Annotated in this window: 11 protein-coding genes; 5 read left to right on the top strand and 6 right to left on the bottom strand. The window is 59.4% G+C overall.

What is annotated here, in order from left to right; all coding sequences use genetic code 11:
- Nucleotides 1–2: 2 nt before the first annotated feature.
- Together ACQY5P_RS02505 and ACQY5P_RS02500 are read right to left on the bottom strand one after the other, a co-directional pair.
- On the bottom strand, nt 3–2,636 hold the full coding sequence (locus ACQY5P_RS02505) for a response regulator (RefSeq protein ID WP_428409269.1): 2,634 nt from the start codon (nt 2,634–2,636) through the stop codon (nt 3–5).
- A 114-nt stretch (nt 2,637–2,750) separates the two neighbouring features.
- Nucleotides 2,751–3,674, bottom strand: coding sequence for an oxygenase MpaB family protein (locus tag ACQY5P_RS02500; RefSeq protein ID WP_428409268.1), 924 nt, complete (start codon nt 3,672–3,674; stop codon nt 2,751–2,753).
- A 217-nt stretch (nt 3,675–3,891) separates the two neighbouring features.
- On the opposite strand from ACQY5P_RS02500, the gene ACQY5P_RS02495 reads away from it, so the two are divergent.
- Nucleotides 3,892–4,935 (top strand): methyltransferase domain-containing protein, encoded by a 1,044-nt coding sequence (locus tag ACQY5P_RS02495; RefSeq protein WP_428410621.1) that lies wholly within the window; start codon nt 3,892–3,894, stop codon nt 4,933–4,935.
- On the opposite strand, the gene ACQY5P_RS02490 is transcribed toward ACQY5P_RS02495, so the two are convergent.
- The 3 genes from ACQY5P_RS02490 to ACQY5P_RS02480 all read right to left on the bottom strand — a co-directional run bounded on the left by ACQY5P_RS02490 (nt 4,936) and on the right by ACQY5P_RS02480 (nt 7,741).
- Nucleotides 4,936–5,955 (bottom strand): hypothetical protein, encoded by a 1,020-nt coding sequence (locus ACQY5P_RS02490; protein WP_428409267.1) that lies wholly within the window; start codon nt 5,953–5,955, stop codon nt 4,936–4,938.
- Between the two features lie 212 nt (nt 5,956–6,167).
- Entirely contained in the window at nt 6,168–6,455 is a 288-nt protein-coding gene (locus tag ACQY5P_RS02485) for a GNAT family N-acetyltransferase (RefSeq protein ID WP_428409266.1), read from the bottom strand.
- Nucleotides 6,452–7,741, bottom strand: coding sequence for an amidohydrolase family protein (locus ACQY5P_RS02480; protein WP_428409265.1), 1,290 nt, complete (start codon nt 7,739–7,741; stop codon nt 6,452–6,454). The genes ACQY5P_RS02485 and ACQY5P_RS02480 overlap by 4 nt, the downstream gene beginning before the upstream one ends.
- 305 nt (nt 7,742–8,046) lie before the next feature.
- Between ACQY5P_RS02480 and ACQY5P_RS02475 the strand changes: the two genes are divergently transcribed.
- The 3 genes from ACQY5P_RS02475 to ACQY5P_RS02465 are packed head-to-tail and all read left to right on the top strand — an operon-like array spanning nt 8,047 to nt 11,344.
- Complete coding sequence (locus ACQY5P_RS02475; protein WP_428409264.1) at nt 8,047–10,158, top strand: pilus assembly protein TadG-related protein; 2,112 nt, start codon at nt 8,047–8,049, stop codon at nt 10,156–10,158.
- An 11-nt stretch (nt 10,159–10,169) separates the two neighbouring features.
- Nucleotides 10,170–10,760, top strand: coding sequence for a TadE/TadG family type IV pilus assembly protein (locus ACQY5P_RS02470; RefSeq protein ID WP_428409263.1), 591 nt, complete (start codon nt 10,170–10,172; stop codon nt 10,758–10,760).
- Between the two features lie 8 nt (nt 10,761–10,768).
- Nucleotides 10,769–11,344 (top strand): TadE/TadG family type IV pilus assembly protein, encoded by a 576-nt coding sequence (locus ACQY5P_RS02465; RefSeq protein WP_428409262.1) that lies wholly within the window; start codon nt 10,769–10,771, stop codon nt 11,342–11,344.
- A 15-nt stretch (nt 11,345–11,359) separates the two neighbouring features.
- On the opposite strand, the gene ettA is transcribed toward ACQY5P_RS02465, so the two are convergent.
- Nucleotides 11,360–13,027: an energy-dependent translational throttle protein EttA gene (ettA, locus tag ACQY5P_RS02460; protein ID WP_428409261.1), complete on the bottom strand. Its 1,668-nt coding sequence runs from the start codon at nt 13,025–13,027 to the stop codon at nt 11,360–11,362.
- Nucleotides 13,028–13,215: 188 nt separating this feature from the next.
- Between ettA and ACQY5P_RS02455 the strand changes: the two genes are divergently transcribed.
- The gene (locus ACQY5P_RS02455; RefSeq protein WP_428409260.1) at nt 13,216–13,758 is read left to right on the top strand and encodes a PH domain-containing protein; all 543 of its coding nucleotides are present in this window, start codon (nt 13,216–13,218) and stop codon (nt 13,756–13,758) included.
- Nucleotides 13,759–13,803 lie beyond the last annotated feature (45 nt).

Here is a 13,803-nt window from a genome sequence, read left to right as displayed (position 1 = left end):
TCCTAAGCCGCGTCGGAAGCAGCCGCCATCAAATGCTGTTCGATTTTCTCGGTCAATCTCGCGGGAGAAACCGGCTTTGGCATGTAGTCGTCCATGCCGGCGCTGAGGCATTCCTCACGGTCCCCCTTCACGGCGTGAGCGGTTACGCCGATGATCGGCGTGTGGGTTGGTCCGTCCGCTTCCAAGCGCCGAATTTCCCTGGTCGCCTCGAGCCCGTTCAACTCCGGCATCGAGACGTCCATGAGGATCAGCTTCGGCTTTAGCGCCTTGAACTTTTCCACGGCTTCGCGCCCGTTTGTAGCCATCTCGAAACGGTAGCCGCCGCCTTTCAGGATGTGCGACAGCACAAGCCTGTTGACCTCGTTATCCTCGGCCACCAGCACGTCGACGGCAGCGCCTGTTGCGCGCGGCTCCAGCGTTGCAACAGGAATGCTTTCCGTTTCGCGATCGTTGCTTTCGAACTTATGGAGAACCTGCCCGGCAGCGCGGCGCAAGGCGGCGGAGCGGACAGGTTTGGTCAGATAGGCGCTGACGCCAATGGCGTCGAATATTTCGCCGGCGTTCGCCTGGTCCACAGACGTCAGCATAATGACCGGCGTCGACGAGATTTTCTCATCGCCCCTGATGCGCTGCACCGCCTGCGCGCCATTCATGCCGGGCATATGATAATCCATGATGACGAGATCGAACGGGTCCCCGTTCCGCTGAGCGTTGGCCAATTCCTTCAGCGCGGCCGCGCCGCTGGCGCAGCCGAGCGCCGGGCAGCCCCAGGACGAAACTTGTTCCTCAAGGATGCGGCGGTTCACGTCATTATCGTCGACGATGAGGATGCGCATTCCGGTCACGTCCTCGGCCGCTTCCGTCTCAGGCAGCTCTTGCGTGTTCACCGGCAGCACGATCGTGAACCAGAAGGTCGAACCGGCGCCCGGCGCCGACTCGACGCCAATCTTTCCGCCCATAAGTTCAACCAGCGACTTGGCAATGGCGAGGCCGAGACCTGTGCCTTCATGGGCCCGAGTCGAAGACGTGTCGGCCTGGCTGAATTTCTCGAAGATTTCGGCCCGCTTGTTTTCGGAGATGCCGACGCCCGTGTCGATCACTGAAATTCTGATCGCGACGCGCTCGTCGTCCGGGTCGGAATCCGGAGCCACGTCGATCAAAACATTGCCTTCATCGGTGAATTTGACCGCATTTCCAGCGAGGTTGATGAGAATCTGCCGCAACCGTCCCGCATCGCCGACAAAGCTCATTGGCAGTTTCGGATCGATCCGGACAGCCAGTTCGAGATCCTTGTCTTTTGCGCGCGCAGCGATCAGCGCAGAGACGTCGTCCACAATGTCGGCGAGAACAAACGGCTCCGGGTGGAGCGTGGCCATACCCGCGTCGAGCTTCGAAAAATCCAGAATGTCATTGATGATGGTGAGCAGCGCTTCGCCCGATTTTCCGATCACGTCGACGAAGGATTTCTGCGTCTCGGAAAGGGGCGTTCGCGCCAGAAGTTCCGCCATGCCCATGACGCCATTCATGGGCGTACGGATCTCGTGACTCATATTTGCGAGGAAGTGAGCCTTGGCGCGTTCAGCCGATTCCGCTGCAGCGAGCGCCGTCGCCAGTTCTTTTGTGTGTTTGTCGATGCGCCCAAGCAGGTTGTTGAAATTTGCATAAAGGACGCCGACTTCATCCTTGTGGCTGGCGAGCTCTGCATCGATTGCAGGCTTTTCCGCGCCTGCAGCTTTCATGATCGCGGTCAGGCGCTCGATAGGCCGCACAGCCAGCACCTGCAACAAGCGGCTGACAATGCCGATAAAGAGCAGGGCGACCAATATGAGCCATGCGAAGGCTGAAAGAATTGTACGCTGCCCTATTGCGGTGATCTCAAATGGCGTGCGCGCCACAAGCATGGCGACAGGGACGCCATCGATCCCTCGCAGGGGAGCGGATATGGTGACAAATCCATCCGCGCGGTCCACCGATTGCTTTGCCAGCGCAGCCAGCGCCGGGACAGATTCTACCGGCTTTAAGTCCATGTCGACCCGCGTCTGGTTTTGCAACTCCGCAAGGAAGCTCGCGTCGATGAGCCGGCCGGTGAGCAAATGGCCGACATACTCGCCGCTTCCGTCCGTCCTGGTCACGGGCGCATAAGCGACAAGCATAAGCCCGGCGCGGGTGGCGATCACCGTCTGCGCAATATCATCCGGCGCAAGACGTTGCTGAAAATCGGCCCAGCTTTGAAGACCGGAGGGGGCATAGGCGGTGACGCCGATTTCTTTTTCCAACGGTCCGTCTATCGCAACGCCGTCAATGATCGACCCGTCGGCGCTCAGATAAAGATAAAGATTGAGGCCTAGCTCCTGCAAAAGCGGAAGCGGCAATTCTTCTTCAAGGAAGTCAGGATTGTCTCCCTTGACGAAATCATATGCATCGTCCCAGACGCCGTAATCACGGCGATAGGCTTCAAGCTGACGAAGCTCCCGGTCGACGATATTGTGAGCGCGCTCGTAATTATCCTGCGCTTTCTCAAGCTCTAATGCCGTGAATTGCGGCGCAATGGACAGTTGTAATGCGGCTCCCAAAAAACCGCATAACGCAAGAAAAGCCAAGGTGAGCGTAAGCGAAATTTTCTGAGTGATGCGCATCGTTCTCCCCAAAGAGATCGATACATCTACATATATTAAATTAACCGCCTCTAAACGTTTATATATGTGCTGCTTAAAATTTTATGAAAATTATCCCGATACGGAATGGCGGCTTCATGAGCGCCGGTAAAGGTAATCCTCCGGCAGCCCGAGCCGCCGGCATGCCGACGCCGCAGGACCTGAACGCAAGACCAGCCGATCCGCCCGGCGCGCCATGCGTTTGACGACACGGCCCTCGAAGGGACGCAGGCCATGGCGCGCCTCAAGCCCTACCTTCTGGCGGATTTTCGCAGGCACCAGATCGACCGCCGCGCGCACCAGCGAATGTTGGGCGAATTGCGCCGGATGCGGGAAAGCCTCAGCCTTTTTCATGATCGAAAGAAACTCGAAAATGATGTCCGACGCTTCGAGTTTCGGCGTCATGGCCGCGAACAGCGCCGTTTGTTCCGCGAGAGAGCGCGGCGCGTTGACGGCGCCGTAAAGCGCAGCGCCCGCCCCGCTGTCTGCGTAAAAGCGGTTGCGCTCGGCCTCGCTCAGGGGCGCAGCATAAGCACTGTAGGCTTCAAGAAAACCGAAGGACGCTGTCGCCTGCACCCAGGTCAACAGTTCCGGATCGGATGCGCGATAGGGCGTTCCGTCCGGGGTGACCCCGGAAATCCGGTCGTGAACAGCGTTGATCTTGGCGATCATCGCTTCAGCCTGGCTCTTGGGGCCATAGACCGTCACCATGGCGGCGAGGCCGGTGCGTTTCAGCCGGCCCACAGGATCTGTGCGGAAGCTTGAATGCGCCCAGACGCCGGTCCGGACACGCGGCTCGGCAAGTTCGAGAATGACCGCCGCGACGCCGCCGATGAAGAGCGTCACCGGGTTCTTGAAGATCCGCCATGATACGGAATCCGGCGGCGACAGGGCCGCCTCGCCCGCCGGCGCGGTGAAATCCACCCGGGAAAGCGTATCCCCGAGATGGGCTTGCGCCGCCCGGTCGAGCCGGTCCTCCACCTTGCGCCGGATGACCGATTTCAACGCCGCAACCGCCATGTTTTCTCCTGATATGCCCCGGGCCGCATCATGGCGGGCTATCGTAGCAGGAAAATGACAGAATGAAGACCGGAGCGGGGCCCCCGCATCCATTGCCATCTCTCCCTCTCGTTCCTTCACATCTTAGAGGGAAGAAAGCCGAGCCATTGCCGTTCCCGTCTGGATCGGCGATCACAAGAATGAGGACATCACCTACGAACACAGGGCGCGTATGAACATTCAGGACAAAGTGAAAGACTATTACGGAAAGGTGCTGACATCGTCCGCCGATCTCAAGACGGACGCCTGCTGCACCATCGCCGACATGCCGGCCTATCTGAAGCCGCTTCTTTCGAACATCCACCCTGAGGTTCGCAATCGCTATTATGGCTGCGGGCTGATCGCGCCGCTGGCATTGGAAGGCGCACGCATTCTCGATTTGGGCTCCGGCTCCGGACAGGATGCTTTCGCCCTCGCCCAGCTTGCAGGTCCCGAGGGCGAGGTCATCGGCGTCGACATGACGCCGGAACAGCTCGCCGTCGCCCGCGCCTATCAGGACTGGCATGCGGAGAAGTTCGGCTACGCCAATGTGAGTTTCCTCGAAGGCGATATCGAACGACTCGGCGATCTCGATCTCGAGCCCGCCTCTTTCGATGTCATCGTCTCCAATTGCGTCATCAATCTGGTGGAAGACAAGGAAGCGGTCTTCCGCGCCGCCTATGATCTCTTGAAGCCGGGTGGGGAGTTCTATTTCTCGGATGTCTATGCCGACCGGCGCCTTTCAGAGGATTTGCGCCATGACCCGGCCGCGCGCGGCGAATGTCTCGGCGGCGCGCTTTACTGGAACGATTTTCTTAACATTGCGAAACGCGCCGGTTTCGCCGACCCGCGCCTCGTCACGGACAGGCCCCTCGCCATCAACAATGCGGAGTTGCGCGAACGGCTGGCCCCGGCGCAGTTTCATTCTGCAACCTATCGTCTGTTCCGGATCGACGGGCTGGAGCCCGCCTGCGAAGATTACGGTCAGGCGGTGATCTACAAAGGCGGTCTTGCCCAGAGCGAAAAGACCTTCGCCCTCGACAATCACCATGTCATCGAAAAAGGCCGGGCCTTCGCCGTTTGCGGCAACACTTTCCGTATGCTGAAGGAATCGAGATTCGCACCGTGGTTCGATTTCATCGGCGACTGGTCGGCGCATTACGGGATTTTCCCGGGCTGCGGCACAGCTTCCCCATTCGGCCAGAACGCGGCCGAGATCGCCACAAGCGGCGGGTGCTGCTAATTAATTCGCGTGCTCGGCGTAGACGGCGCGGTTCATGACGAGCCCGCCGCAGAGCGGCGCCTCGGTCTGCTCGGCCCAGATGGTCGCCTCTTTGCCGAGCATTTCCGACGGCGCCAGTGGCACCGCGACGCGCCAGACCATGCCGTCGTCGCTGCGCAGCGTGACGCAATCCGCATCGGCGTAACTCACATAGCCTTTCAGCACAGTGAAACTCGCGCCAGGCGCGTAGGTTTCATATTCAGAGCGCAAGAAGTCGGATGAAGAGATCCGGTCAGCCCCCTTCGCCGGCGCCGCCATGGAGGCGTGCGTGATCTCGACGCAATGGGACGGCGTTTCGCGGCCCTCGGGCATCGGTTTGAATTCGCGAACCTGTTTGATTTTTCCGTTCGGCTGACGGCGCAGAACCGCGCACTCCATCAGCGGCGACAACGGATCGCCAGTGATGAGATCGGTGTTTGCCGATATCTCCACAGCGCTTGGCGCATAAGACCGCATGGGCGACAGCATCACTGGCGTCGCGGGGCGCCCCGCATTGCGGATCCGCGCGGCGGAGCGCTGCTGGTAGCTGAGGTTCGGGTCTTCGGGAACATACGCCGCGCCATAGCTCGCCTGAATGAAATAAGGGTCGTTCGATGAAGCGACATAAACCGGCTGATCGGCGGCCGCTTTTTTCGGCGCGGCAGGCTCGGAATATTCCGCATACCGATAAATCGGCGACGAATAACCGCCATCGACGCCGAGATCGGCGCCGCCAGCGGGCACGTCGGTTGCGGACGCAATCTCGTCAGGCACGGCGAGATGTTCGCCCGGACGAACATATTCAGGGTCGACCCCGGTATTGGCTTCTTTCATGGCCGAGAGCGAGACATTGCAGGCCCGGGCCACTTTGGCGAGGGTCGTCGGCGCGTCGACCGGGTAGGAATGACCGCAGCGGCCCGCCATCGCCGGTGTCGCCATCAGGAGCGCCGCGACGCTTGCCGCGCCTGCCGCCGCCAGCTTTTTGCCGAATTGCTTGGACATATCCCCCTCCATGCCGGTCATCCGAATATGGTTAATAACACGGATTCCGGGGCGTTGTTCAGTCAAAAGATAAAAATTGAAGCCGCGAACAATCGGCCACGGAGATGGGGCGGGATCTGCGAATTCGCCCACAACATACTGTTTTTAAAGGATGTTGCCCGCCCTCACTTTTGCCGCCGTCCCGCGCGGCGGCGAGCAAGCCGCAAACGGGCTTAGAGTACGTCCTGCAATTCGGGGTGCTTGGCGATAATCGCCTTTGCAAACGGACAAAGCGGCAGGATCTTTCGGCCCTCGGCGCGGGCGTCCTCGACGGCGCGGCGCACTAGCAAGGGGCCTAGGCCGCGGCCGCGCAGGGCGTCCGGCACGCCGGTATGGTCGATGATGATCATCTTTTCCCCGGCGCGCGAATAGGTCATCTCCGCCTCGGCGCCGTCGAGCCGAATGACATACCGCCCCTTCGTGTCGCCTTCTTCCCGTTTAATCTCGATGTCTGCGCTCACTCTGCGCCGCCTTTGTAAATCACGCCTTCCTTCATCACGAAATCGACCGTCTCAAGCGCGGAAACATCGTCGAGCGGATCGCCCGATACGGCGATAAGATCCGCGGCGCAGCCCGCCGAAAGACAGCCCAGGTCTCCGCTCTTGCCGAGCGCCTCGGCGGCGAGCGAAGTCGCTGCCCGGATCGCCTGAAGCGGCGTCATGCCGAACTGGACCATGCGCGAGAACTGCATGGCGTTGTCGCCATGGGGGTAGATCGCGGCGTCGGTGCCGAAGACGACTTTCGCCCCAGCTTTTACCGCCTTGCGGAAGCTTTCGCGCTGGACGCCGCCGACCTGGCGCTCCTTCTCGAGCGACTCCTCGAGAACGCCGTTCTTCTCGCCTTCGGAGAGCGTGTACTCGGTGTTGTAGATGTCCATGGAGAGATAAACGCCATTGCGCTTGGCGAGGCTGATCGCCTCATCGTCGAGATAGCTGGCGTGCTCGATCGTGTCGGCGCCGGCGCGGATGGCGTTTTTAATGCCGATCGTTCCGTGGGCGTGGACGGCGACCTTGAGGCCCCGCATATGGGCTTCGTCAACGATGGCGGCGAGTTCTTCGGGCGTTCCCTGCGGCGCGCCAAGGAGGGTCCCTTTTGAAAAAACGCCGCCCGTCGAACAGGTTTTGATGAAGTCGACGCCGTATTTGATGTTCTGGCGCACTTTCGCGCGCATTTCCCATGGGCCGGTGGCGACGCCCTCGCCCGTCGCTTCAGCCTCTGGCGGCAGATAATTGTTGTCGGAGCAATGCCCGCCGACAATGCCAACGGGCGGGCCGGCGGCGAAAATCCGCGGCCCTGGAATTTCGCCCTCATTGACGGCATCGCGCAGCGCCAGGACTTCATAGCCGTCGGCGCCGGTGTTCCTGACCGTCGTAAAGCCCGCCATCAGCGTCTTTTCCGCATTGGTCACCGCCCAGATCACAAAGCGCTCGCCCGGATAGCCCAGCGCCGAATAGCCGCCGCCTTTTGTCGGGTCGCCGGTCAGATGCACATGCATGTCGATGAGGCCCGGCAGCACGGTTTTGCCGGAAAGGGTGATTTCCCTGGCGCCCTCCGGCGCCGTCAGGGACGACATGGTCCCGACGCTGACGATTTTGCCGTCCTCGATGATGAGCGCCGCATTTTCGACGATGCGCCCCGCCGCTGGATCGAGCATCCCGCCCGCCGTCAGATAGATGGTTTCCGCCGCTGCATGGACCGGCGCAATCAGCGGCGCCGCCGCCGTTATGGCGAGAAGAAGATGTTTCATGACGCCCCCCTTGAAAGCGCTGGATGGTGACCGGTAATTGTCCTGCGCGTCAACTGCAAAGAAGGTCTTCCGACAGGGGCGGGCCCCGAAAACCGTCCTGCCTGTAAAACTTAACGGCCGGGATTAAACTTACTTTCAACCTTTGGCCATATTCCTCGAAACACTGCGCGTGGCGCAGGCGCTGGCCTTCGGGGAACAAGGTTCATTTTTACCAATTCCGAATGCATTAACTACCTTTGCTTACGCCCTTTTAACGCCAATTCCCGCACTCTCTTTTCGTAAAGCAGTGTTACGGGGAGTTCCCTATGCTGGTCCAAGGCACCGGTGTAGTCGGCGAGGATAAAACGAAGGGCCGTCCGTCCTTCGGTCTCAAACCGGCGACCAAAGGTTTCGCGCGCGCGCGCGATGGCAATATCTCCTTCCTCTTCGCATTCATGGCGACGGCGCTCTTCCTGTTTGCAGGCGGCGCGGTCGACTACACGCGATGGAACTCCGTGCGCGCGGACATGATCGAGTCCATGGACGCCGCGTCGCTGGCGCTCGCGCAGTTGAATGCATCCGATCCTGACATAACAGACGCTGAGTTGAAGGATTACGGACGAAAATTCTTTGAAGCGAACTTCAATTACGAAGGGTCTCTGGAACCCGGCTGGGATATCGAATTCGGCCTCGACAACCAGGCCGTGATCATCACCTGCATCAACGGGAAGATCAAAACCTATCTGCTCGGCGTCGCCGGCATCAAAGATCTCGACATCGACAAATGCGTCGAGATCACCAAGAAAGGCTCCGGCCGCGTGGAACTCGCCCTGGTGCTCGACGTCACCGGCTCCATGAATGATTCGATCGGCGGCAAGAAGAAAATCGACAGCCTTAAAGACGCCGTCGAAATCATGCTTGACGTCATGTATGGCGACGACGCCACCAGCCAAAACCTGAAAATCGGCGTCGTGCCGTTCAACGCTAACGTCAATGCGGGCGGATCAACCAGCTGGTCAAGCGCCTGGGCCGACACTAATGCGGAGGCCTATTACCATGGCCGCCGGTTCTTTCATGTGGATGAAAGCGGCAATGTCGACATGAATACGAAGGTCAACCATTTCACGCTCTACGACTCCACGCCTGGCCTGACCTGGCAAGGGTGCGTTGAAAGCCGGCCGTATCCGCTTGATGAACTCGATATTCCGCCGGGCGGCACGCTGACCACTGCGAATTTGAACGCCTATATGTCCATCCCGACGGACTATGACGGAAGCTCCAATCCGCAGGATGTCCGCTCTTATGATGCGTTTGACGACGCGCCGAGCTACAAACTCTCCACCAGCGACCTCACGAGCCCAGTCAATTTCAAATGGGTTCCGGTGTTCCTGCCCGATACGGTTGATTGCAACAACAACCACGACTGTGAGGGCGACAGCGACTATGACGGCGATTCTGGCACGACGTCTTACGGAACGCCCTGGCAATCCTACTATTTCGACGACCCCGACAATGACGACAGCCATTCTTCAGGCCGCACCATTGAGGAAAGCGGATATAGTTTCGGCCGCAGCCAGTACTACTTCGTCAATGACAGCAACTACACGGACTCCAACAATACGGGGCAATTCGATAAATACGCCAAGGTCGTCCATTATTTCCGCGATGTTCTGCAGGGGAATGTGACGAACTCGGCCTTTGTCGACTTCCTGGACGATCTGACCATTGACACCTCTCCGCTCACGAGCGGCAATTACGGCTATGGCAAGCAGGAATACATTATGCGCATGGCCTATGTCGGCTGGTGGGATTCGGCCACGTCAACCTATAAGGGCAAATACGACACGCCCAATCCCAGCTACCTTTATGCGGAAAACGATTGCCCGCCGCCCATCCTGCCGCTGACCAATGTGCGCGACACGGTGGAGACCCATGTCAACTCGCTTTATCCAAACGGCAATACCGACATTGCGCATGGCGCGGCCTGGGGATGGCGGTTGTTGTCGCCGGAAGCGCCCTTCACCGAGGGCATTGGCGAGGGCGATCCTGATTATGAGAAATGGCAGAAGGCGATCGTCATCATGACGGACGGCGACAATGTCGTGGGGTCGAGCAGCCACACGCATTGGGGCTCCACCCAGGGCCAATACGGCTACGCCAGCGAAGAACGAATGGGCGCTGGCATGAATACCCGCGGCAAGATGGAAAACGAACTTGATAACAAGCTGATCCGCGTTTGCCATCGCATGAAAGCCGAAGGCTATCTGGTCTACACCATCATGTTCGGCCTCGACAGCACGTCCACACGAAATGTCTTCAAGGCCTGCGCGACACGGCCCGTCAAACCCTATTTCAACGACGCCGTGACCGGCGACGACCTGGAAGAGGCGTTCGGCGAAATCGCCGCCGACCTCGTGAACCTGCATATCAGTAAATAAGGATGCGGGAGATGTTCAGAAAATCGCGGTCTAATTGGGCGGAAAAAGCGGCCCGGCGGGGGTTCGGTAAGGACTCCCGCGGTTCGACCGCTATCGAATTCGCCATCGTCGCGCCGCTTTTCCTGATGTGCATGTTTTCGATCTTCGAGATCGGCTGGTTCTTCTTTGCGAATTCGATCGTCGACGCTGCGGTCGGCGATGCGGCCCGCCGGATCAAGACCGGACAGGTGCAGAAATCCTTCGGCGACATGGACGACAAATACGATGAGATGTTTGAGGATATCTGCAACATCCTCGACGTTTTTGGCGCTTGCGATACGCGGCTGACAGTTGAAGTCGACACCTTCGCCAGCTTTTCGGCGCTTGTGGCGGACACCACGCCGGCCACCTGCGCCGACGCGCCGCCCGATGATGTCGCCGCCATCCCGTTCAATCCCGGCGACGAACTTCAGATCGTTCGCGTCAGGATCTGTTACCTTTATACGACGCTCAACCCGGCGATCGGCGTCAACCTCTCCGAACCTGGCACCAACAAACGGCGCCTGATCTCGACAGCGATCTTCAGAAACGAGCCCTATGAGCTCAACAACAAGGACGATTGAGCGGCCATATGATGATCCGCATCAGAAATTCTATAACTCGCATTCGCCGGAATGAAAGCGGTCTGGCGGCGACGGAGTTCGCGCTCCTCCTGCCGATTCTGGTGATGCTTTTCTTCGGTCTCGTGGAGGCGTCGACGGCCATGACCGTCAACCGCAAGGTGGCGATTTCCGCCAACACGCTCGCCGACCTCGCCGCCCAGTCGGAATTTCTGCTTGTGTCGGAGATGGACGATCTCTTCGAAGGCGTCAAAAGCATTGTTGAACCGAATGACTCATCCGGGATGTCTTTGAAACTCGTTTCCATCGTCACGGACCCCGATGGCGATCCGATTGTCCACTGGAGCCGCGACTCGGACGGCAACACGCCCTATGCGGTCGGCTCCGACTACGTCAAGCTGAACGATCCTACCGTCCTCAGCGGCATCAGTTCGCTAATCGTTGTTGAGATGCAATATACCTATCACCCGAGCATCACCAACCATGTGCTTTCGACGCCGCTCAATTTCGATCGCATGACAATGCGCTGGCCGCGGGTTTCCTCGAAGGTTCAGCTTTGCGTGGCGGTCGACGACTGCACCAGCTGACCCGGCGTCAATGTATTAGCGCGTCAGCGGCTTGTACTTGATCCGCTTCGGAACATCGGCGTCGGCCCCGAGCCGGCGCTTTTTATCTTCCATATAGTCTTCAAAGTTCCCCTCGAACCATTCCACATGGCTGTCGCCCTCGAAGGCGAGAATGTGGGTTGCGATGCGGTCGAGGAACCAGCGATCGTGGGAGATGATGACGGCGCAGCCGGCGAAGTCTTCAAGCGCCCGCTCAAGCTCGCGCAGCGTGTCGACATCGAGATCGTTGGTCGGTTCGTCGAGCAGCAATAAGTTGGCGCCCTCGGTCAGCATCTTGGCGAGCTGGACACGGTTGCGCTCCCCGCCTGAGAGATTGCCGACTCTCTTCTGCTGATCGCCTCCCTTGAAATTGAACCAGCCCACATAGGCGCGGGACGGGATCTCGCGCTTGCCGAGCTGGATGACGTCGAGCCCGCCGGAGATTTCCTCCCAGACATTGTGATTGGGATCGAGGTCTTCGCGCGACTGGTCCACATAGCCCATCTTCACGGTCTCGCCGACGCGCAAGGCGCCGTCGTCGGGCGTATCCTGTCCGGTCAGCATGCGGAAGAGCGTGGTCTTGCCCGCGCCGTTGGGGCCAATAACGCCGACAATGCCGCCCGGCGGCAGCTTGAACGAAAGCCCGTCGAAGAGAAGCTTGTCGCCGAAGCCTTTCTTGAGGTTCTCGGCTTCGATGACGACGCCGCCAAGGCGCGGGCCCGGCGGGATCTGGATCTGCGCGGTGTTGATGTCTTCTTTCGCCGCCTTGTTGAGCAGCTCGTCATAGGCGTTGATACGCGCTTTCGACTTCGCCTGACGGGCTTTCGGGCTGGAGCGGATCCAGTCCACTTCGCGGTCGAGGGTTTTCTTGCGGTTCGCTTCCTCGCGCTGCTCCTGTTCGAGGCGCTTGCGTTTCTGATCGACCCAGGAGGAATAGTTGCCCTGATAGGGAATGCCCCGGCCCCGGTCGAGTTCGAGAATCCAGCCCGTCACATTGTCGAGGAAGTAGCGGTCGTGGGTGACGAGCACCACGGCGCCCGGGAATTCGCGCAAATGGTTTTCGAGCCAGGCGACGGATTCGGCGTCGAGATGGTTGGTCGGTTCGTCGAGCAGGAGCAGGTCAGGCTTGGAAAGCAGCAGCTGGGCGAGCGCCACCCGGCGCTTTTCCCCGCCCGAGAGCTTGTCGACGGCCCAGTCGCCGGGCGGACAGCGCAACGCCTCCATGGCCATTTCGACTTTCGATTCGATGTCCCAGCCGTCGGCCGCGTCGATCTCCTCCTGGAGCTTCGACATCTTTTCCATTAGCTCATCGGTGTAGTTCTCTCCAAGCTCCATGGAGACGGCGTTGAATTCGTCGATCTTGGCCTTGATCTCGCCAACACCGTCCATCACGTTCTCGAAAACGGTCTTGGACTTGTCGAGCTCGGGCTCCTGCGGAAGAAAACCGACCTTCGCGCCATCGGCGGCGTAGGCCTCGCCGTTAAATTCCTTGTCGACGCCAGCCATGATCTTCAGAAGCGTCGACTTACCGGACCCGTTGACCCCCACGACACCGATCTTGGCGTCGGGAAAAAACTGTAAGTGTATGTCTTCCAATATCTTTTTGCCGCCGGTGAACTGCTTCGACAGGCCGGACATGAAGTAGATATATTGATATTTCGCCATAAGGCCCTGGGGCTCCTTGAAGGATTTATTGCGTTGCAGGAGGGGAACAGCGCCGCCTCTTATCCCCGAAAGCGCCCGATTTCAACGTGAGACGGCGTTTTCGATCCCTTCCGCATCGCCTATATAGGATGGGCGGGCGGGTTGCGCCCTTGGGGACAAGAATAATTTCAACGCGGGGAAACGGGCACATGTCGGGTTATGTTGATAAGACGCTGGCGGGGGGCGAGGAAATCATTCACCGCGCCAATTTCAACTGGACCTACAGCTTCTTTCCGATGATGTGGTTCGCCCTCGGGGCGGCGTCGCTGGCGTTCATCTTTTACATTCAGTTCGCAGCGGGGCGCCCCTATGAAGCGCTGAAAGTCGCGTGGTGGTCGGCGGGCGTCGCCGCCGCCTGTGGCGCGCTCATCCTGCTCAATCATCTGATCATTCTCATCACGACCGAGATTGTCGTCACGACCTATCGCTTCGTTTACAAGACCGGCCTCATCTCGCGGAACACCCAGGAAGTGAGCCTCAACAAGATCGAGGAGATCACACTCCATCAATCGATCTGGGGCCGCCTTCTGAGCTACGGCAAGCTGGTCCTGCGCGGCACCGGCGTCGGCGTGATCGAGCTTCCCGATCTCGACGATCCGATCCGGCTCCGCAAGATTATCGAGAATGCGAAGTCCGCCTTGCGCGAAGACCAGCGCAAGCGCCAGCGCATCAACTCCGATGATGACGATTAAGCGGTTGAGAGCATCCTGATGAGTAAAATCACCGGGATGCCCCTC

This window comes from Hyphococcus sp. (assembly GCF_965267305.1).
Lineage (GTDB): Bacteria > Pseudomonadota > Alphaproteobacteria > Caulobacterales > Parvularculaceae > Hyphococcus.
Note: the sequence above shows the minus strand (reverse complement) of the source record. Positions and strands in the feature narration are given on the sequence as shown.